We start from the raw sequence: 21,515 nt of genomic DNA, 5'->3' as shown, positions 1-21,515 counted from the left end.
CCATCCACACGAAACCAGGTGCGTCGGTTCGCGCATCCTGACATCCAGACCTGCCTGACCTCAGGGTCGCGGACGCGCGCCATCTCGACCGGTTGGCGCCGGTGGCGGGCATGGGCGCGGTTGCTGCCGCCGGACGACACCGGCTGCGGGCTACCCTGCGCACACCGCAGGAAGCCCGGACCGGTACGGCCCTGCCGGACTACATCGGCGGAACGGGCTGGCAGCGCGGGCAGAAATAGATGCCGCGTTCACGCTGGACCACGCGGTCGTATTCAGGGGCGGTGTAGTGGAGCAAGTCGGCCTTCAGCGGTGTACCGCAGCGTTGGCATGGGCGGTGGGTTCGGCCGTAGGCCAGCGGGCGTCGTAGCGGTTTGTTCACGGCCTCGGTCAGCACCCGGTGCGCCTCGTCGACCAGGGCGAGCAGATCGGGGACGTCGCCCACTCGGGTGGCGGGGTGGACGCGGCGGAGGAAACAGATCTCGCTGCGGTAGATATTGCCGATGCCGGCGAGGTTGCGCTGGTCGAGCACGGCGACACCGATCGGCTGGTTCGGATAGCGCTCCAGCCGCCGGACCGCTTCCGCCGCATCCCAATTCGGACCGAGCAGATCCGGCCCGAGATGGTCGATGATCCGGTGTTCATCGCCGATTCGCACCACGTCGACGGTGCCCAGCGAGAACCCGACCGCTTCCACTTCCTCGGTGCTCAGCACCACCCGGGCGGCGACCCGCGGTTTGGTCCACCGCTGTCCGCAGTGGAACACGCTCCAGCTGCCCTCCATCTTCAGGTGCGTGTGGACACTGACGGTCGGCGTGCGGATGAAAAGGTGCTTGCCGTAGCTGCCGACGCTCTCGACCACTTGCCCACGCAGGTCGAGCGTGGCAAAGCGCGGCACTCGGAAGTCGCTGCGGGTCAGCTCCTTTCCCGCCAATGCGGTCCGGAGCCGCTTGGCGGTGAGGAATACGGTGTCACCTTCGGGCACGGTGCGGCCCGGGTGATCTGAGCTCGACCAGCTCAGCATGGTGCGCCGGGTCGGCTTTGGCTGTGCCTTCGACCTGGTGCCGGAACCGCGCGGTGGCCCCGACGTAGCGCAGTGCGCGGGGCGCGCCGCGTACCTCCTCGGACACGGCCGCGGTGCCGGTCTGTGGGTTCACGGGCGGCTCCGCAGCCGCAGCCCGCGCGGCGTGTTGGAGAAGCCCGCCTCGGTGAGGAAGGCGGCGAAAGTATTGCCGTGCACGGTGTCTCCGTTGACGCGGTCGATGACCAGCGAGTCCACGCGGCGATGCCGCACCAGGTCGGCCAGGGCCTGCGCGGCGCCGCGGCGCGCGTCGGGGTCTTCGGTGAAGGTCAACAGGGTCTTGCCGCCCCGTTCCAGATAGAGGACGAGTTCCCCGTCCACCAGCACGACCAGCGCCCCGGCTTTGCGTCCGGGACGATGCCCGCCCTCGACGTCGCTCTTCGGCCAGGCCAGCGCGGCGCCGTACGGGTTGGCGGGATCGCAGGCGGCCAGCGCCAGCACCGTGCCGGTCGGCTGCCTGGACTCGGGGCGGGCTCGCTCGGTGTCGAAGGAGCGCAGTCGGTCCACCACGTCGGTGGTGGAGAACTGGGCGCCGCCGAGCGAGTCGACGAAATATCCGCGGCGGCAACGCCCGCGGTCCTCGAATTCGGTCAGCACCCGGTACATCAGCGCGAATCCGCCCGGCACTCCTTCGTTCTGCACCGATCCTCTGGTCAGCACCCCGTACCGCTCCAGCAGCAGATCCGCGGTCGCGTGCGCGCGCACGGTGTTGTCCGAGACGCGCTCCGGCAACAGCGACCACCGTCCGGCTACCGAAGGCGGACCGGAACGAGTCGGCATACTCGGCCGGGGCAGGTAGGCACGGCCGCGGGGAGCGCGCCGGGGCGTGCGATGCGCGGTCGTGCTCCGTGCCGTTCCCGACAGCAGCGCGCGTACCGGGGCGAACGTGTCGCCGGAAACCAAGCCCGCCCAGACCAATTCCCACAACGCCGTAACCACCGCGGAGTCGTCGAGCAGTCCGGAGGCATCCGACAGCTGCCGGAAGAAGAACGCACCTCCGCCCTGTGGAACCGGGACCAGCCGTTGTGCTGCGCCGAGTTGTTCTGCGCGGTCCGCGGGACCGAAATCGCTCGGCGACCAACGCCCGCGGACATCCTGAGGCGCCACAGTCCTTCCGGCCGGCGTATCACCGCCCGCGAATTGTTCTGCGCGGTCCGCGGGACCGAAATCGCTCGGCGACCAACGCCCGCGGACATCCTGAGGCGCCACAGTCCTTCCGGCCGGCGTATCACCGCCCGCGAACGGTTCGTGTCCGGCGGATCGGCTCCCGGTCGAATCCCGCTGCGTGCCATCGCCGTTTGTCGATGATGGATCCCGCTCATCCAGTGGCACCGGCTCGCGATCAGCCGGGCCATCGGCAGCTCTGATCGGATCGCGGCCGACTCTTGTCGCTCGTCCAGCGGTTCGCTTTCGGCTCGAATCGGTCCCCGCATCAGTGCCATCGGCCGACGGATCGGGCTCGTCCAGCGGCACCGGCTCGCGGCCTGCCGTGGCGTCGGCGGTTCCGAGAGGTGTGCGCGGCACCAGGGTCGCGCCCAATGCCGTGAGCAGCCGCAGCTGAACGTCCGAAAGATCTATCTCGTCCGGTGGTGCGAGCGTGAACGGGGCTTGGTCGGCCAAGTGCAGGGCGATCCAGCCATCCTTCGCGGTGATGGCGCCATGTCCGGACCAGATCACCTCGCCGGTCGCCATGAGTTCGTCGAGCATGGCGGGGGTGTAGTCCGGCACCCGTGTGGGCAGGATCAACGATTCCCAGGCGGATGCCGGAATCGGCACGCCGGCAAGCTGTTCCACGACGGCCGCGACGCCGTCGACGCCACGCAGTGCACCGGTGCCGATGTGTTGCCAGGACGGCAGGAATCGGCCGAACGCGGCGGTGGAAACCGGCTCGACCTCATGCCGCGCGGCGGCGAGCGACCGACGGCGCAACCGGCGCAGCACCTGCACGTCACACCATTCCGACCCGGCGGCTCCGGGCGTGAATTCGCCTTCCACCACACGTTTCTCGGCGACGAGCCGGTGCAGCGCGGAAGCGGCGACGGCGGTGCCGAGCCCGAACCGGGCCGCGACCGCCTCGGTGCCGAATGGCCCGTGCGTGCGGGCGTAGCGGCCGATCAGGTCGCCGAGCGGATCGGCCACCGGCTCGATGAACGCCGCGGGCGTTCCGATCGGCAGCGGAACTCCCAACGCGTCACGCAGGCGGGAAGCGTCCTCCACCGCCACCCACCAGCTCCGGCCCGCGAACGACACCTCCAGCGCCCGCCGCGCGGCCACCAGACTCGCGAACCATTCCGCGGGCTGCTCTTCGCAGCGCTCGGCGGCTTCCGCGGCGGTGAGCGGCCCGAGCAGCCGCAGCAGATCCGCCAAGCCCTCGGCGTCCCTCGCGCGCCGCTCCGGCGTGAGCCGCTGCAGCTCCCGCTCGGTCTGGCCGATGACCGCGGCGTCCAGCAGTTCGCGCAGCTCCACCCGGCCGAGCAGCTCGGCGAGCAGACCGGAGTCGAGCGAGAGCGCGGCGGCGCGGCGCTCGGCCAGCGGGCTGTCGCCGTCGTACATGAACTGGCCGATGTAGTCGAACAGCAGGGCGCTCGCGAACGGTGACGGCGTCGCGGTCTCCACCTCGACCAGCCGCACCTGGCGGCGCCCCACCCGGCCGAGCAACTCGCGCAGCGACGGCAGATCGTAGACATCGCGCAGGCATTCGCGCACCGTCTCCAAAAGGATCGGAAACTCGGGAAACTTGCGCGCTACGTCGAGCAACTGGGCCGAGCGCTGGCGCTGCTGCCACAGCGGGGCGCGCTTGCCGGGGTCGCGGCGGGGCAGCAGCAAGGCGCGTGCCGCGCACTCCCGGAACCGGGACGCGAACAGCGCCGAGCCGCCCACTTGCTCGGTGACGATGTCGTCGATCTCGTCGGATTCGAACACGAACAGCTCGGCGCCGGGCGGATCGTCGGTGGTGTCGGGCAGCCGCACCACGATGCCGTCGTCGGAGGCGTTCGACGCGGCTTCCACGCCGAACCGCTCGCGCAGCCGCGCACCGACGGCCAGCGCCCACGGCGCGTGCACCGGCAGTCCGTAGGGCGAGTGCAGGACCAGTCGCCAGTCGCCGAGTTCGTCGCGGAAACGCTCCACGACCAGCGTGCGATCGCTGGGCAGATGACCGGTCGCGGTGCGCTGGTCGTCCAGCAGCGTGAGCAGGTTGGCGGTCGCGTTGTCGTCCAGACCGGCCGATCGCAGCACCTGCGCGATGCCGTCCTCTGCTGGGCTCGCACCGGATTCGGCCCTGCCTGGCTTTCGCCGCGCGGAACGCGAATCGGAAGCCGGTGCCCGGTCGTGCTCGAGACCAGCGCCCTCGGGTTGCGCACCAGACGGATTCGCCGAACCGGGTGCGCCAGAGAGTGGCTCCGCTGAACCAGGCGCGGCTGACCGGCGCGTGGACGAACGGGGCTCCGCCTTTCTGCTTGCGCCCGAACCAGGGTCGGCTGAACCGCTCGCGGTCGAACCGGGTTCGGCTGAACCGGGCTCCGCCGGATCGGGCTCGGCTGAACCCGGTGCAACCGAATCAGCCGCCGGACGATCGGACGCCGCCGGATCGAGCGACACCGCATCGGCTGACGCACTTGTCTTGCGCCGCAATGGCTTCCGGCTTCCAGCCGCGCCGTCCGGCTCGGCTACGAGCCGCTGCCCGACCGTGCGCACGAACGCTCCGAGCGCCGCACCGAGCTCCGCGGGCCGCCCGAGCCCATCGCCGTGCCAGAAGGGCAACCGGCCCGGCTGCCCGAAAGCGGGCGTGACCAGCACCCGATCGAAGGTGATCTCCTCGATCCGCCAGCTCGTCGCCCCGAGCGCGAACACGTCGCCGACCCGTGATTCGTAGACCATCTCCTCGTCGAGTTCACCGACGCGCGAGGCCTTCTCGCCCACCATGTACACCGCGAACAACCCGCGGTCGGGGATCGCGCCGCCGGAGGTCACGGCCAGGCGTTGCGCGCCGGGCCGCCCGGTGAGCGTCCCGGCGTCGCGGTCCCACACCAGCCGGGGCCGCAGCTCGGCGAACTCGTCGGAGGGATAACGCCCGGAGAGCAGGTCCAGCACCGATTCGTAGGCCGAGCGCGGCAGCGCCGCGTAACTCCCCGTGCCGCGCACCACGTCGAACCATGCGTCGACGTCGATCGGATCGAGTGCGCACGCGGCGACGGTCTGCTGCGCGAGTATGTCCAGTGGGTGCGTTGGGATCTGGATCGCCTCGATCTGTCCCGCGGTCATCCGCTGCGACGCCACCGCGCAGTGGATGACGTCGGTGCGGTGCTTCGGGAAGATCACTCCGCGGGAGATCTCGCCGACCTGATGGCCGGCGCGGCCGATCCGCTGCAACCCACTCGCTACCGAGGGCGGCGCCTCGACCTGCACGACGAGGTCCACCGCGCCCATATCGATGCCGAGTTCCAGGCTGCTGGTGGCGACGACGCAGCGCAGCCGCCCGCTTTTGAGATCGTCCTCGATCAGCGCTCGCTGCTCTTTGCTCACCGAACCGTGGTGCGCCCGCGCCAGCAGCGCCCCCGCGCCGTGGATCACCTCGGTGGAAGCGCCGAGCTGGGCGGGCGGTTTGTGCTCGGTCTCCACCGGCTCGCCCAGCCGTGCCGCGTAGGCCTCGTTCAATCGGGCGGTGAGACGTTCGGCCAGCCTGCGCGAGTTGGCGAACACGATGGAGGACCGGTGCTCCAGGACGAGCTCGACGATAGCCTCGTCCACGTGCGGCCAGATCGATCCCGGCTGGTCGGAGTCGCCCGGCTCGGTCATGTCCGCGACCGGAACGCGCACCGACAGATCGAACGTCTTCGGCGCGGGCGGCGCGACCAGGGTGATCGGCGCATTGCCGACCAGGAAGCGCCCGACTTCCTCCGGCGGCCGGACCGTGGCGGACAGGCCGATGCGCTGGGCCGGTTGCTCGGTCAGCAGGTCGAGCCGGGCGAGCGACAGTGCCAGGTGCGCGCCGCGTTTGGAACCGGCGATCGCGTGCACCTCGTCCACGATCACCGTGCGCACGTCGCGCAGTGTGTCCCGCGCGGCCGAGGTGAGCATGAGGAACAGCGATTCCGGTGTGGTGATCAAGATGTCCGGCGGGGTGCGCAGCATGGACCGCCGGTCGGCGGCGCTGGTGTCGCCGGAACGGACGCCGACGGTGATCTCCGGTGGCTGAACGCCCAGCCGCTTGGCGGTCTGCGTGATGCCGACCAGCGGCGCCCGGAGATTGCGCTCCACGTCCACGGCCAGCGCCTTCAGCGGCGACACGTACAGCACCGAGGTGCCGGTACGCTCGCCGGTTCCATCCCGGGTAGCCAGCTGGTCGATCGCCCAGAGGAACGCGGACAGCGTCTTCCCGGAGCCGGTCGGCGCGACGACGAGGGTGTGCTCGCCCGCCGCGATCGCCCGCCACGCCCCGAGCTGAGCGGACGTGGGCGCCGGGAACGCGCCGTCGAACCACTCCTGGGTCGCGCGGGAGAACTGGGCCATGGCATCAGTGTGCACCGCGCCACCGACAAGCACGCCCGTGCCGTTGTGTGCGTGGCCGTAGCTGTCGCGCCGTACGCTTCGACAGGTGCAAAAGGTGCTCAAACTCGACCTGGTCAGCCATGGCATGACCGAGGCGATGCGCAAGGCACGTTTTCCGGTCGACGAATCGCTCACCGAGGCGGGTCGCCGGGCGATGTCGGGATGCGGACCGCTGACAGCTCCGCGGGTGCTCACCGGACCCGAACGCCGGACCATCGAGACCGCCGCTCTGCTCGGCTTGCCTGGCACGGAGGACAGCCGGTTGCGCGACCTGGACGCGGGCGCCTGGCGCGGCGGGGAACTCATGTCGGTACCCCAGGACGAGCTGTACGCGTGGCTCACCGATCCGGAGTTCCGCGGGCACGGCGGCGAGTCCGTGGTGGACGTGATCGAGCGGACCGGATTGTGGATGGCCGAGGTCGCCGCCCAGGCCGTGTCCACCATCGCGGTCACCCACCCGGCGGTCATCCGGGCCGCTCTGCTGGTGACCCTGGACGCCCCGCCGAAATCTTTCTGGCGCATCGATATCCCGCCCGGAAGCGTGACCCGCCTGCACTATCGCGGCGAATGGACACTGCACTTCACGGCCTGAGGCCGGTCGAAGGACCCGAGACGGGTGGCATTCCGGCGAAGTCCGGCTAGTGTCTGAGACTATGAGTAACAACAATGGGCCGCAGCGCCGCGGCCTGGCCATCGGATGCGGTGGCACCGTGGGGGCCGCGTGGATCGTCGCCGCGTTGGCCGCCGCGCGCGACGTGCTCGACTGGGATCCGCGCGAGGCCGACGTGCTGATCGGCACCTCAGCGGGCGCGGAGGCGGTGACGATGCTCGGCAGTGGCGTCTCGGTCGACGAACTGGTCGCCATGCAACGCGGCACCTCGACCAACCCGATCTTGCGCGAGCACGGGCAATCCGAACCAGGGCGCTTTCCTCCGCTGCCGCGCCCGCGGCTCGGCTCGCCACGGCTGCTCCTGCGGCGCCATGAGCCGGGGCAGGCGCTGCTGTCCGCGGGTAGCGGACTGCTGCCGATCGGCGGCGGTGACCCCGGCTGGTTGCAGCGGCTGGCCGAAAAACTCAACCCGGGCCGCTCGTGGGTACCGCATCCGGCAACCCGGCTGGTGGCAATGGACTACGAGACCGGACAGCGGGTGGCGTTCGGTTCGCCGGACGCACCCGACGCGACCATCGGAGAAGCGCTGCGTGCGTCCTGGGCGATCCCCGGCTGGTTCCCGCCGGTCAGGATCGCCGGACGGCGTTTCGTCGACGGCGGAGCGGGGTCCACCGCATCGGTGGACCTGCTCGCCGGCGAAAAGCTCGACGAGGTGCTCGTGCTCGCCCCGATGGCCTCGGCGGGACGGATTCCCGCGATCGGTGTGGGTCATCTGCTCGAGCGGCAGATGCGCAATCGCATGAGCGCCGAGCTCGATGCCGAGATCGTGCGATTGCGCGCCGCGGGAACCAAGGTCCTCTTCGTGGGCGCCACCGCCGACGATCTCGCGGTGATGGGCGCCAACTTCATGGACGGCCGTCGCCGCCTCGCCACCTTCGAACACAGCCTGCGTAGCACCCGTCGCGCGCTCGAACAAGGAGCCTTCGAATGAGCCTTCTCGGATCCGGTTACCCCGGCATCGACCTGCGTGCGGCAACGGTCCTGATCACCGGCGGCGGCCGCGGCATCGGCCGAGCCACTGCGGAATTGTTCGCCGCCAAAGGATCTCGGGTCGTGCTCGCGGATGTGGACAAACCTGCCGCCGAAGCGGCCGCCGCCGCGATCGGCGGGGTCGCCTATGAACTGGACGTGCGCTCGCGCGGTCAGTGGGACACCGTGATCGACGCGGTGGGGGAGGTCGACATCCTGGTCAACAACGCGGGCGTGATGCCTGCGGGCGCGTTCCTGGACGAGCCCGACGTGGTGGGCCAGGCCACGCTGGACATCAACGTGTGGGGCCTCATCCACGGCATGCGGGCCGCCGCGCCGGGCATGATCGAGCGTGGCCGCGGCCATATCGTCAACGTCGCCTCGCTGGCGGGCAAGGTCCCGATCCCCGGACTTGCCGTCTACAACGCGAGCAAGTTCGCGGCCGTGGGTCTCTCGGCGGCCACGCGTCTGGAGTTCGCCGAACACGGCGTCAGCGTCAGCTGCGTGCTGCCGTCGGCGGTGCGCACCCGTCTTTCCTCGGGCCTGGCGCTCGGCCACGGCATGCCGACCGTCGACCCGGAGGACGTCGCCGCCGCGATCGTGCGCACCTGCGTAACGCGCAAAGCCGAAGTGGCCGTGCCGAATTACCTCGGTCCGGTGGACATCGCGCTGGCCGCCGCGCCGGAACGCGCGGTGCGTCTGGTCCGCAGGCTGTTCGACGGCGACCGTGCACTGCATCCCGCGGACGAGAAGACCCGCGGAGAATACGAGCGGCAGGTCCGCTCGATCAGCTGATGAGACAACAGCGCCCGGGCGATCGTCGCCCGGGCCGCTGCTCGTCAGTGGTCAGCAGTTCGTCGTCGCGGGTTCACCGCGGAACCTGGACTCCACGTAGTTCCACGCGTCCGCGAATCCGGCGACCGCCGCGGTCATGTGCTCGGAGATGTCATAGGTGTGGAACTCCACCGGCGCACCTGCCTTGCAATACCGGTCGGCGACCTCGGCGACGGGCCCGTAGAACGTGAGCGTGTCGAATCGGCCCTGCCAGAGATAGGTGGGAACGGCCGGTACGCCTTGGAAATGGCGAAGGCTGTTCTCCCGCAGCACAGTACGCGCTTCCGGGCTGTCCATCAGGCTCTTGGTCGCCGCCATCTGCTCGGCGCTGCGGAACGCGCCGTGGAACAGCAGGAACCGGCGGCAGGCGTCGTGCGTGAATTCCCGGAACCACAAGCCGTTCTCGTTGAGCTGATCGGAGACCGGCAGCCGGTCCGGGTACTCGCGCTCCAGTCCCATGGCCGCGGCGAACGCGAGCCCGAAGCCGGGGTGCGGGTCGAAGCCGAGCGCGAGGGCCATCTCCTCGAGGTCGGCGGGGATGCCGCCGGCCACGGCCGCGGTGAGGCGCAGTTCCGGCGCGTAGCTCGGTTGCAGCGCGGCGGCCCAGGCGGTGGCCATGCCGCCGCCGGAATAGCCCGCGATGGCGACCGGGGAGTCGCGCAGACCGAGCTCGGCGGCCTTCTGCACGGCCTTGACGCTGTCGAGCGTCATCATGCCGCCCAGCCGCGCCGCCCCATAGGCGGCGGTGGGGCCGAGGTAGTCCGGCAGCGAGATCGCCCAACCGCGACCGATGGGCAGCATCGCGCCGACCGCGTCCTGCAATTCGCCGTTGAACAGCGAACGCGACGGGTTGCACTGGGTGCCAAGGGAATTGATCAACGCTTGGTAGGAGACCAGCGGCGGGTTCCGGACGCCGACGGGCAGCAGGACGGTGGTGACGCCCATGACCGGCTTGCCCTGCGAGTTGGTCGACCGGAACGCCACCTGCCAGCCCTCGGTCCCCAGGTAGGGGCCGGTGTCGATCCTGCGCGTCCGCACTACGTCGCCGGGTGCGAAGGCCGCCAGGTCCGGCGGCGCGGTGTAGAACGGATCAGGATCGGGCGTGGGATAGAGCGGCTGAGCCGTCGCCGGGAGGCCGAGCAGGCCGACCGAGATGACGTTCAACAGCAGCAAGATCGCGATCCGGAACGGAAGTCTGGACACGGTTTTCCTTCGAAAGTCAGCCGCCATCGCACCGGCGCACGGCAGTCATGCCGCGGCGTCGGTGCTTCGGACGGACCGGCACTGCACGGAAAGCCGCGGCGAACCGCCTCGTTCACCACGGGAAGAACAGAAGGAATCACCGCAAACGGCTGTGGGCCGAACGCGGCGAACTGGTGCACCCTCCTTCTGCTCCGGGACCGCCGGTGGCCGCGGAGGCGGCACCATCCGCTGCGAAAATAGCGTCGAATCGGGCGCGGTGCCGAAAGAGAAACGACGAAAGGGAGAATTCACAACACGCGCGGCGCGCGGTTCGACAAGATCACTATTGAGCGGTCGGCCCGGTCCCGGTACGCCGACCGGCGGGCGCGGCTCACGCGAGACTGAGCACCGTCCGATTGCCCAGTGGTCGTGCCAGATCAACCACGACCACGCCGTACTCGCGCTTCTGCTCCGGGCCTGCGCCCTGGCACGGCGGCATGCCGCGGTGCAGGCCACGGATCAGCCGCACACCGACCAGCTCGGCCGATTCCTCGACCCGCGCGGTGAAGCCGATGCTCGGGCAGCCGACCGGTCCCGGGATGTGGATCGCGAGCTTGTTCGTACCGTCGTCGATGTCGTACTCCGAGAAGGCCATCGCCGCACTGGGCTCCAGATCGGCCGCGTGCGGAATGACGACCATCCTTCCGCCCGCGTAGCTGCGGGGACCCGGGTCGGCCCGCGTTCCAGGCGCCGCCGCGGCGGTCGGGTCCCGTGCGGAGGTGACGCCGGAATCCGGGTGCGGCTCCTGCTGCCCGCACGCGGTCAACGCCCACATCGCGGCGGCCGCGACGACCGCCGTGCGCCTCCTGCGCATACCCATCTCTCCACCTTCACATAGGTGCGGACCCGTGTGGGGGAGCGACGCGGTGTGGCGTAGCCACCTCGCCACCCGACCGGGACGTCCTTGTGCGCGTCGTCACAATTTACCTCGCATCGTGCATAGGCGGTGCCCATCCTTGAAGCTCAAGATTGCGCACAATGCTCAGTCAGTTACGTAACAGTTGTGCGTTCAGATCTTTAGAGACACGATGTCGGTACTAAGTGCACAACGATGCGAGGCGCCCGGCTGGTGCCGAGCGGACGGGTGGATCCATATGACCGAGCTCGCTGACCGCGATCTGATCGCAGCTCCCTATGACCTTGCCGACCGTTACCGCGTCGGCGCTGGGACGGTAGTCCTCACCGGTGTCCAGGCCATCGCCCGGCAACTGGTCGAGCAGCACGTGCGCGATCTGCGGGCGGGCCGGCGAGTCGGCACGTTCGTATCCGGGTACCAGGGCAGTCCGCTGGGTGGCGTCGACAAGATGCTGGCCGGGATGCCGGATGTCCGCACCGAGCACGACATCACGTTCATTCCCGGATTGAACGAGGAACTGGCCGCGACCTCGGTGTGGGGCAGCCAGGCCGACCTGCCCGCGGGTACCGCCACGCACGACGGCGTTGTCGGTGTCTGGTACGGCAAGGGGCCGGGGCTGGACCGGGCGACCGACGCGTTGCGCCACGCCAACATGTACGGCGTGAACGCGCGTGGCGGCGTGCTGCTGCTGGTCGGCGACGATCCGGCGTCGAAGTCCTCCACCGTGCCCGCGGTGAGCGAGCGTTCGCTGGCGGCGATGAACATCCCGGTGCTGTTCCCCCGCAACGCCCGCGAAATCATCACCATGGGCCTGCACGGCGTGGCCTTGTCGCGTGCCTCGGGATGCCTCGTGGCGCTCAAGATCGTCGCCGATGTCGCCGACGGCGCCTGGACCGTCGACGGCTCGGTCGGCGACATCGACATCGTGGTGCCCGAGATCGACTGGGAAGGCAGGCCATTCCGCTACCGGCAGCGTCCGATGGCCGCGCCCGCGGACAGCCTGCTCGCGGAGGCGGACCTCTACGGCCCCCGCTGGGAATTGGTCAAGGCGTACAGCACGCGCAACGGGTTGGACGTGATCGAGGTGCATCCGGCCCGCGCCAGCGTTGGGGTCGCCGCCACCGGAACGACTTTCGACGCGGTACGGCAAGCGCTGGTCGACCTCGGCGTGGACGACGACGCGTTGCGCGCCGCGGGAATTCGACTCCTGCGCATCGGCATGCCGTATCCCATTGCGCCCGAACGTGTCCGAGAGTTCGCCGCGGGCTTGTCGCGGCTGATCGTCGTCGAGGACAAGACCGCCTTCATCGAAACCCAGATCCGGGACATCCTGTACGGCACGCCCGACGCCCCCGAAATCGTCGGCAAGCGTGACGCTTCCGGCCGCCCGCTGTTCGGCCAAGACGGCGAACTGACCTCCGGACGCATCGCCGCCCCGCTGCGCCGCGTGCTCGACGGCTATCTCGAATTGAAACGTCCACTGCCGCGGCCATTGTCGCTGGACGTCCTGCCTGCCAAGCGCGCGGCCTACTTCTGTAGCGGCTGCCCGCACAACCGCTCGACCGCCGTCCCCGAAGGCTCGCTGGCGGGCGGCGGCATCGGCTGTCACACCATGGTGACCATGTCGGGTCGCGCCGACAGCAAGGTCACCGGGCTGACCCAGATGGGCGGCGAAGGCGCGCAGTGGATCGGTCAGGCGCCGTTCACCGACGTAGGGCATCTGTTCCAGAACGTCGGCGACGGCACCTATTTCCACTCCGGCCAGCTCGCCGTGCAGGCGTGCGTCGCCGCGGGCGTGAACATCACCTTCAAGCTGCTGCACAACGACGTCGTCGCGATGACCGGCGCGCAGCACGCCGAGGGCGCGCTCACCGTGCCGATGCTCACCCACAAGCTCACGACCGAAGGCGTGCGCCGGATCATCGTCTGCGCCGACGAGCCCCAGCGCTACCGCAAGCGCGATCTCGCCCCGGGCACCCTGCTCTGGCACCGCGACCGGCTCGACGAAGCGCAGCGCATGCTGCGCGAGGTGCCCGGCGTCACGGTGCTCATCTACGACCAGCACTGCGCCGCCGACGCCAGGCGGCAGCGCAAACGTGGCACGCTGCCGGTGCGGCGCACCAGGGTGGTCATCAACGAGGCGGTGTGTGAGGGCTGTGGGGACTGCGGGGTGCAGAGCAACTGCCTCTCGGTTCAGCCGGTGGACACCGAATTCGGCCGCAAGACCCGGATCGACCAGACCTCCTGCAACACCGACTACAGCTGCCTGAACGGTGACTGCCCGTCGTTCGTCACCGTCGAGCTGCCCGACCCGGCCAAGGCGAAGAAGCGCACAGGTATTCGCCGCCCTGAGCCGCCACGAGTGCCCGACCTTCCCTATGCGGCACCGGCCTCGACACAGAACGTCTTCCTCGCGGGCATCGGCGGAACCGGCATCGTGACCGTCAACCAGGTGCTGGCCACCGCGGCGATGCGCGCCGGATACGAGGTCGCGAGCCTGGATCAGATCGGCTTGAGTCAGAAGGCGGGTCCGGTGGTCTCGCATCTCCGGTTCGCGCTCGGCGAGCTGGAACCGGCGAACCGGCTGGCCCCCGCCTCCGCCGACTGCGTCGTCGCCTTCGACCTGCTCGCTGCCACCGACAACAAGAATCTCGCCTACGGCTCGCGGACGGCCACCGTCGCGGTGGCCTCGACCAGCAAGACGCCGACCGGCGACATGATCTACGACAAGTCGGTGTCCTATCCGGACGAACGGCTGCTGCTGAACCGCCTGGAGCAGGTGTCGCGCTCGGTGCACGCGTTCGACGCGCTGGCCGCGGCCGACGCATTGTTCGGCAACACCGCCGCCGCCAACTTCCTCCTGATCGGCGCGGCGTACCAGGTCGGCGGCCTGCGGCTGCCCGCTGCGGCGATCGAGGAGGCGATCGAGATCAACGGCGTCGCGGTCGCCGCGAACATCGCCGCATTCCGCTGGGGCCGCGTCGCGGTGGCGCGGCCGGATGAGTTCGCCGCGGCCACCACGCGACAGCGCCGGCCGAAGCCCGGAATCGAAGTTCCCGCAGATCTTTTCGATGGATTCACCGCGCTGGGTGAGACCCGGCGGCTGGTCGAATTGCGCGCCGCGGAATTGATCGGATTCCAGAGCATCCGGCTCGCTCGCAGGTATGTGGCTGCCGTGCAACGGGTTTGGGAAGCGCAGCGCCGGGTCGGTGACCGCACCGAGTTCAGCGAACAGGTGGCACGCGGGCTGTACAAGTTCACCGCGTACAAAGACGAGTACGAGGTGGCGCGCAGGCTCACCGATCCGGCCTTCCTGGACGACGTCGCCGCCCAACTGCCCGACGGTGCGAACCTGACCTACCGGCTGCACCCGCCGATGCTGCGCGCCATGGGCCGGGACAAGAAGATCGGCATCGGCCCGCGCGGCCACTTCGCACTGCGGCTGCTGGCCAAGGGAAAGCGACTGCGCGATACCAAGTTCGATCCGTTCGGCTACGCCCACGTGCGCCGCGTCGAGCGTGCCTTGCGCGACCACTACCTCGAGATGGTGACCGCCCTCGCAGACACCCTCGACGCGGCGAACTACAACCGCGCAGTGGAGGCCGCGGGCCTGGCCGATCTCGTCCGCGGCTACGAGGACATCAAGCTCGCCACTGTGGAGCGTTACTGCGACAGCCTGCGTGAGCTGGGCATTCAGCCGCCTCTGAGCTAGCCGCGCCAGAAGGGTGCCTGCCGTGACTACTGGTTTGCGGTGATGGTGGCGACCCGCGGGATCGGACGGGTTCGCCGACCCGCACTGCGGCGTAACCTATGGCTGTACCCGCCGCCGTGCCGCGTTCGCCTTCAACGCTCCCGAAAACGATCGCATCGCGGCTGTGATTCACCACGCGGCCGCCGCCCATCAGTCACGACCCGTTGCTCGTTCCGATCGATAGCAAGGCAGCAGATGGATCTGTTCAGCGAAGAATTCCGGGACAACCCGTACCCCGGCTACGCGCGACTGCGCGAGCAGTCACCAGTGCACAAAGCGGATGGTCCCATGGGCGTCGAGGTGTGGTTGATCACTCGCTACGAGGAAGCCAGAGCCGCGCTCAACGACCAACGACTGTCCAAGGATCCCCGCAATGCCCCGGCGTGGATGCGCGATCTCGGTCTCGTCACCGACGACGGAGGGCGAGTCGGGCTCAACATGCTCTCCTCCGACCCGCCCACCCACACCCGCCTGCGCAAACTCGTCTCCAAGGCGTTCACCCGCCGCCGCATCGACGATCTACGACCCCGGGTCCAGGAGATCACCGACACACTGATCGACGCCATGCCGGTGGCGGAGGTCGACCTCATCGCCGCCCTGGCCTTCCCGTTGCCGATCATCGTGATCTGCGAGCTCCTCGGTGTGCCTGCGCAGGACCGGGACTCCTTCCGCGTCTGGAGCCAAGCGCTCACCGCGCCGCCGCTCACACCCGACGGTCTGCAAGCAATGCGGCAGGCCAGGCAGGACATCGGCGGTTATCTGACCGATCTGATCGCGCGCAGGCGGTCACAAACCGAATCGGCCCTCGGCATCGATGACCAGCCCGACCTGGTCAGCGCCCTGGTCGCCGCCGCCGATGAGCACGACCGGCTCTCCGAGCAGGAATTGCTCGGCACGCTGCAATTGCTCCTCGTCGCCGGACACGAGACAACCGTGAACCTGATCGGCAACGGAATTCTCGCCTTGCTGAGCCACCCCGACCAGCTGGCGCTGTTGCGTGCGCAACCCGAACTGCTACCCGGAGCCGTCGACGAGTTGCTGCGCTATGACGGCCCCGTTGAACGAGCAACGCCGCGATACGCGACGGAGGATATCGACGTGGGCGAGACGACCATACCGGCGGGCAGCGTGGTCTCCATAGCCCTGGCCTCGGCCGACCGCGATCCCGATCACACGCAGGCGGCGAACGAACTCGACATCACGCGCACCGGTCACGGCAACGTGGCGTTCGGCCACGGTATCCACTACTGCCTGGGTGCCCCCCTGGCGCGAATCGAGGCGCAGATCGCCATAGGCACACTGCTGCATCGGTTTCCGGACTTGGCGCTGGCCCGGCCGTTGGAAGAGCTGCACTGGAAATACGGCGGCCCCGCCGACATCTTCCGCGGCCTCGAAACTCTGCCCCTGAAGTTGCGCTGATACCGTCCCGGCCACACGGCCCCGATGACGCCGTCGAGGCGAGGCGGACGATGCCGCGCCCCAACCCCGACACCTACACGGTTGTCTCGTTCTAGGAGTAGCCGGTCACCTTGCCGATCCACTGGATGAAGTCCTCCGGGTCTTCATTGCTGCCGTGCCCCGCGTCCCAGTACATGGCGGCGTCGACGTCGGCGCCCAGGTTCTCCAGTCCGGCGGCGAGATTGCCAACGATGGTCAGCGAGGTGTCGGTGTCCTTGGTGCCGACGCGAAGCCACCAGTGCTGGGCCCGTGCGGGATCGGGCTGCTCCAGGAAGTGCATCGGATTCATCAGGGTGATCTTCTCGGGCAGGTCGCGGTCGAGTTGGGCGCCTGCGTCGCCGGTCGCGCTGCGCAAGCTGTACGGGGTGAAATGCCTGGCCTTGGTGGTTCCCGCGCCGAACAGGTTGTTCTCTGCGGACGACAGGTCGAACGCATCGAACGCGGGGGCGTTCTTCTTTCGCTGCCCCACGTGAACGAGGAAGTCCTGCCACGGGAACTCCGCTCGATCGCCCGCCCACGTGATCCACGTGTTGTCGCCCAGGTAGCCGGCTCGTTCGGAGCCGTTCAAATCCATGAGATACGCGGTGGCGGCCGGTTCGAGGTAGGTCAGCACGAGATACCGCCCGTAGTTGCCGGCCGTGATCGGCCCGAATCCGTCCTTCCCCTGCAGGCCGAGTGACGCCTGGTAATCGACGAACGCCCGGCTCAATTCCCCTGAGACGGTCGGGTCGAGTTCCCCGGAGCCCAGCGGGTTTGCGCCCCAATTCCATTCGTAGGCCATATCCGCGTGTTCGAGATCGGCGATGGGGCAGTAGCAGGCGCTCGCGAAGACGGCGTCACTGGCATCCGCCGCCCCCAGCTCATCGAGGTACCGGTCATACATCCGGCTGTCGCCCGACGCGCCCAGCAGTGCGGACAGCGCGCCGCCCGCACTGACCCCGGTGGTGACGATCCGGTCGGTGTTTCCCGGCACGCGACCGGAGTTGTGCCGCAGGTACCGGACGGCGGCCTTCAGATCGACGATGGCGGCAGGCGCCACACCGTAGTACGTGCCGTCCTCGGCGACCAGCTCCCGCCCGCGAGCGCCGGACTCCACCACGACGTAACCCGCGACCAAGGCGAGGTCAGGGTTCCTGGACCGATCGCCGCCGTCATCGATGCCAGTGCCGCTCGTCACCGACGACGACAGGTATCCCCCGACCGAGTTGCTGAAGAGAATGGGCGCCTTGCTCGCGTCGACCGGCGTTCCGTCGACTTCGACGGGAACACTGATGTTCAGACTCTGATAGGCCTCGTCCACCGGTTCCGCGACGTAGACGATGCCCCGGTAGAAGTGGTAGGTCACCTTCTTGTCGCATTCGAAGGTGGCCACGGTCTTCGTCTCCACCGTGAACCCGTCCGGATCGAAGACCAACGCGTCCACTGGGTTCCCGTCGGCCCGTCGCGAACAAGCGGTACCGACAATCGGCACGGCGGCCGCCGCGACACATCCCTTGAGCATCGCTCTGCGCTGCACAGCTATCTCCTTTGCGTACGTGGCAAGTCATGGCGCGACGGGCGTCGATCGAACTGTCGTTGGAATGAATCTGCTGGTATTCAGGGAGAGCTGAGAGGGAAGGATATCGGTGCCAGACCTATCGCTTGCGAATATGTGCCGCTGCCCGGGGCGGCGTCAACGCGTTCAGCGATCCACCGGCTACCAAGCGGCTTGCCCGCAAGAGCGGGAGGGTGCCCGTCGCGCCACGGCCATAGCCGGCCGTTCCGCCTGACGCGACGACACCCGACAGCCGCCACCTGGGGCATATGGAGCTGCCCACTGGCCGAGTGAGGTCGGCTTCACTCGGACGTCAGTGCTCAGGTGTCGCCGATCTCTGGGCCCTGCTCGCGCGTCTGTGGGGCTCGCGTGGCTGACGCAGTGTCGTCTGATGTCGCGTTCGATGACGTGGTGGCGAGTCCGGTGGAACGCTGGGCGCGTATGTGCTCCTCCCAGGCCCAGGATGCCGGTGTGGCCAACGCTCCCATCATGTGGCTCGCTGGTCGGCGTGGGAGGACGCCGGTGCGCTGGTGTCCGGCTGCTGTTTCCGCCGTCTCGCCCTGCTGGCGAAGCAGCACCCCGAGGTTGAACATGGCGGACTGGTCGCCGGCGTCGGCGGCGCGGCGGTACCAAGCCGCTGCCTCAGCCATTTCGCCGCGCTCGTGCAGCAGGGCCCCGAGGTTGAACATGGCGGGTATGTGACCGGTTCCGGCGGCGCGGCGGTACGCGGTTTCCGCGTCGTCGATTCTTCCGCGTTTCCGCAGCAGGACACCGAGATTGAAGACCGCGTTGGGGTCGCCGGTCTCGGCGGCGCGGCGCCACCAGGTTTGTGCGTCGTCGGTTCGTCCGCGTTCGTACAGCAGGACCCCGAGGTTGAACATGGCGGAATGATCGCCTGCGTCGGCGGCCCGGCGATACCAGGTCTGCGCGTCGTCGATTTTTCCTTGTTTCCGCAGTAGGACACCGAGATTGGACATGGCGTTGAGGTCCCCGCCGCGGGCGGCACGCCACCACCAGGTCTGCGCGTCGTCGGCTTGGCCGCGTTCGTACAGCAGGACGCCGAGGTTGAACATGGCGGAATGATCGCCTGCGTCGGCGGCGCGGCGCCACCAGGTCTCCGCGTCGTCGGCTTGGCCGCGTTCGTACAGCACGATTCCGAGGTTGAACATGGCGTTCCGGTCGCCGGCGTGGGCGGCTCGATGGCACAAGGCCTCTGATTCGGTGAGATGCCCGCGGAAGTATGCGGTCAGTGCGGTGGAAACCAGGACATCGACATCGGCGTCGACGGTGGCCAGGTGCCAGAAGTCGTCGGCGATAGGGCGGGGGGAGTGGTGTTGTCCATCGTCGGCGGCGACGAGGTAGTCGAATGGGCGGTACCCGCGGGATCGGTCGGGCAGCCGGTCGGTGAGCAATGCGGCGACACGTCCGATGCCCTCCGGCGGTGTTCGGGCGGCGCTGATCGCGGCACGGATATCGTCCAGGCCGATGTCCAGTTCGGGGCGTTGATTCTCGACGACCGTGACGGCGAGCTCAGCCAGGGTCTGTTCGGGAACGGGGTCAGTGCGCCCGACCCGAACCCAGTCCACCGCAACCTGGATCACCGTGTGCAGCGCGGGATTTCGGTAGCGCGCGTCGTCGTAGCGTTTCAGCAGTTCGGGCGCACCGGCGATGATTTCGGCCAGCCCGTATCTGTCCAGGTTCAACGAAGGGTAGGTCGCGCCCGCGGCGGCGTGTTCCTCGGGGTTGTCACTGGTCGGGGCCAGTTCGATGTGAATCGCCTGCTCCAGCAGAACGCGGGTGTCGTGGGCGAGTTCTTCACTGCCCCCGCGCAATCGGTACCGCGCTTCACTGCGCAGTGTGCCGACCACGATGGTCTGGGCCCGGCGGCTGGTGAGCCGGGTGAGGACTGCGGGAGTCAGCGGCTGGCTGGTCGTGAGGAACCGGTCCAGGTTTTCCAGCCACACCACCATCGTGTCTTCGCTCTCGAGGAACTCCGGGCATGCGGGTATCTGGGACAGCGACTCCGGGGTGGGGACCACGACCCTGGCTTCCGGTAGCCGGGAGCGGACCGCTTCGAACAGGCTGCGCGTCTTACCCGCCTTCGAAGGCCCGACTACCAGCACGAGCCGGTCACCGGTCAGCGTGCCCGCCAAGCGGGAATCGACATCATTGTGCAGGCGTGGCACATACGGATCGTCTTCACCGCACCGGCCTGGTTCGCCGAACTGCGAGGGGGTGGCACCCAGCAGATAGGGGTCCAGCTCCCTGACCCGGGGAAGCCCGCCGCCCGCACCACGCCGTTCCACCAGGTCGACCAGCGCCACCGCGGTTACCGCCGGTGGCGCACCCGAGAATCGATAGGTGGTAATGAAGTCTCGACCGACATTCACCCCCGTATTGACCGAAGCAGGCGCGACGATCGCGTGCGCGGCGGGCCGGGCTACCGCCGCGCGGTCGGAGGGTGGGGCGGCTCCGGCACCCCAGCATGTACGGCGTTCACACGCAGCGTGCCGGCGACAGAGGTGTCCTCGGCCACGAAACCGGAGCCGCTGGAAGTGATATCAGTGATCTCGATGTCACCGGCGCTGACCCGAGTGAGCCGCACCCCCACGGTCTCAGCAGTCCACGGCGCCTGATCCTGGATCACCTGCAACAGGTACCGCGCCGCCGCCAGTAGCTCCCGATCATCTCCCGCCCCGGCCTGCGCTAGCTCCTCGGCGAGGACTACTCGCCGCGACGGAACATCCGGTCGTGACTCCACTACTGCCACATCCACCGACCTATACCGGTGCGTGATCAACCTCCGCAACGATTGATATGCGTCGACCACCGCCTGCTTGGCGGCATCGGTCACACCTGCCGTTGCCCCGGCCGCCACCGCGACCGCCACCACCGTTGCCGGATCCACCCCGCTGAACCTCCCGCTCAGTATTACCTCGCCGCGTTCGGCGACAAGTTACCCACAAACCGACTGCCGCGAATGCCGTTCCGCTGCGGTAGAAATGGGTAAAACTGAGGCAAATGCAATTGCAAACGATCTTGCATCTGTACTTGCATCCACCCTTCTGCGCGGTCAGAGTACACCTCGGTGCGATCCTCAGCAGGGCATCGGTCGAGCAGGTGCGAAACATGCAGCTAGGGTGGCACCGTGCGTATCGCGCCGGTCGACGGCGCAGGCCGCCGCCCTGCCTGGGCTGTCAACCGCAGTGACAAAGCGGAGTGCCGTCTATGACTGGATTTCCTTGTGCTGCTTGTGCGTTACGTCCAACTGAATCAGCTCGCGCAATTCCTCTGGCCCGGTTCGGCCTCGCGCATCCGGTGGGATAGCGGTCAGAACCTGTTCACCGAGTCCTGTCTCGAACTTGGTCCGACACTCGATCGGCAACCGTTCCAGGGCCGCGGTCGCATGGCGCGCGCCCTCGTTGTAGTCGCCGCTGCGCGCGAGGCAAAGCGCACGCTGCAATTCGATCTTTATCGGCCCGCGCATGCTGCTCGGCGGGTACAGCCTCAGCGCCGCCTGCTGTGCCTTCTCGGCGGCTTCGATGTTCCCGAGATGGGAGTAGACGAAGCTTT

At 68.6% G+C, this 21,515-nt stretch carries 14 protein-coding genes; 5 read left to right on the top strand and 9 right to left on the bottom strand.

The annotated features are described in order from the left end of the window. Positions 1 to 199: 199 nt before the first annotated feature. Genes NA4_RS26315 through NA4_RS42840 form a run of 3 tightly spaced genes read right to left on the bottom strand, consistent with a single transcriptional unit; the run spans position 200 to position 6,589 of the window. A complete protein-coding gene (locus NA4_RS26315) occupies positions 200 to 982 on the bottom strand; it encodes an Fpg/Nei family DNA glycosylase (RefSeq protein WP_067475548.1) in 783 nt (260 codons plus the stop codon). Then, positions 969 to 1,154, bottom strand: a complete 186-nt coding sequence (locus NA4_RS26310) for a hypothetical protein (protein WP_067475545.1) — start codon at positions 1,152 to 1,154, stop codon at positions 969 to 971. Before NA4_RS26310 ends, NA4_RS26315 begins: the two co-directional genes overlap by 14 nt. Then, positions 1,151 to 6,589, bottom strand: a complete 5,439-nt coding sequence (locus tag NA4_RS42840; protein ID WP_245671601.1) for an Lhr family ATP-dependent helicase — start codon at positions 6,587 to 6,589, stop codon at positions 1,151 to 1,153. Before NA4_RS42840 ends, NA4_RS26310 begins: the two co-directional genes overlap by 4 nt. Positions 6,590 to 6,674: 85 nt before the next feature. Here NA4_RS42840 and NA4_RS26295 point away from each other — a divergent pair, with 85 nt between their 5' ends. The 3 genes from NA4_RS26295 (at position 6,675) to NA4_RS26285 (ending at position 9,062) form a co-directional block, all read left to right on the top strand. Beyond that, complete coding sequence (locus NA4_RS26295) at positions 6,675 to 7,220, top strand: histidine phosphatase family protein (RefSeq protein WP_067475541.1); 546 nt, start codon at positions 6,675 to 6,677, stop codon at positions 7,218 to 7,220. Between the two features lie 61 nt (positions 7,221 to 7,281). Next, a complete protein-coding gene (locus NA4_RS26290; protein WP_067475537.1) occupies positions 7,282 to 8,229 on the top strand; it encodes a patatin-like phospholipase family protein in 948 nt (315 codons plus the stop codon). Next, the gene (locus tag NA4_RS26285; RefSeq protein WP_067475533.1) at positions 8,226 to 9,062 is read left to right on the top strand and encodes an SDR family NAD(P)-dependent oxidoreductase; all 837 of its coding nucleotides are present in this window, start codon (positions 8,226 to 8,228) and stop codon (positions 9,060 to 9,062) included. The genes NA4_RS26290 and NA4_RS26285 overlap by 4 nt, the downstream gene beginning before the upstream one ends. A gap of 51 nt (positions 9,063 to 9,113) precedes the next feature. Here the strand turns inward: NA4_RS26285 and NA4_RS26280 are convergent, their stop codons facing one another. Then, positions 9,114 to 10,304 carry a lipase family protein gene (locus NA4_RS26280; protein WP_373862834.1) on the bottom strand — a complete coding sequence of 397 codons (1,191 nt, stop codon included), beginning with the start codon at positions 10,302 to 10,304 and terminating at the stop codon, positions 9,114 to 9,116. Between the two features lie 370 nt (positions 10,305 to 10,674). Continuing rightward, positions 10,675 to 11,163, bottom strand: coding sequence for a hypothetical protein (locus tag NA4_RS26275; protein WP_067475530.1), 489 nt, complete (start codon positions 11,161 to 11,163; stop codon positions 10,675 to 10,677). A gap of 274 nt (positions 11,164 to 11,437) precedes the next feature. Here NA4_RS26275 and NA4_RS26270 point away from each other — a divergent pair, with 274 nt between their 5' ends. Both NA4_RS26270 and NA4_RS26265 read left to right on the top strand, forming a co-directional pair. After that, the gene (locus tag NA4_RS26270) at positions 11,438 to 14,911 is read left to right on the top strand and encodes an indolepyruvate ferredoxin oxidoreductase family protein (RefSeq protein WP_067475527.1); all 3,474 of its coding nucleotides are present in this window, start codon (positions 11,438 to 11,440) and stop codon (positions 14,909 to 14,911) included. Between the two features lie 234 nt (positions 14,912 to 15,145). Next, the gene (locus NA4_RS26265) at positions 15,146 to 16,369 is read left to right on the top strand and encodes a cytochrome P450 family protein (RefSeq protein ID WP_067475523.1); all 1,224 of its coding nucleotides are present in this window, start codon (positions 15,146 to 15,148) and stop codon (positions 16,367 to 16,369) included. A gap of 91 nt (positions 16,370 to 16,460) precedes the next feature. Here the strand turns inward: NA4_RS26265 and NA4_RS26260 are convergent, their stop codons facing one another. The 4 genes from NA4_RS26260 to NA4_RS41595 all read right to left on the bottom strand — a co-directional run. Further along, a complete protein-coding gene (locus NA4_RS26260; RefSeq protein ID WP_067475520.1) occupies positions 16,461 to 17,924 on the bottom strand; it encodes a subtype B tannase in 1,464 nt (487 codons plus the stop codon). Between the two features lie 338 nt (positions 17,925 to 18,262). Then, positions 18,263 to 20,332: a tetratricopeptide repeat protein gene (locus NA4_RS26255; protein ID WP_067475517.1), complete on the bottom strand. Its 2,070-nt coding sequence runs from the start codon at positions 20,330 to 20,332 to the stop codon at positions 18,263 to 18,265. Positions 20,333 to 20,382: 50 nt separating this feature from the next. After that, positions 20,383 to 20,850 (bottom strand): Het-E N-terminal domain-containing protein, encoded by a 468-nt coding sequence (locus tag NA4_RS26250; protein ID WP_067475514.1) that lies wholly within the window; start codon positions 20,848 to 20,850, stop codon positions 20,383 to 20,385. A 318-nt stretch (positions 20,851 to 21,168) separates the two neighbouring features. Continuing rightward, positions 21,169 to 21,515, bottom strand: a 347-nt coding sequence (locus NA4_RS41595; protein ID WP_373862833.1) for a hypothetical protein, incomplete at its 5' end; no start/stop codon positions are given.

Source organism: Nocardia amamiensis NBRC 102102 (genome assembly GCF_001612745.1).
Taxonomy (GTDB): Bacteria; Actinomycetota; Actinomycetes; order Mycobacteriales; family Mycobacteriaceae; genus Nocardia; species Nocardia amamiensis.
This window is presented reverse-complemented; position numbering and strand designations above follow the sequence as displayed.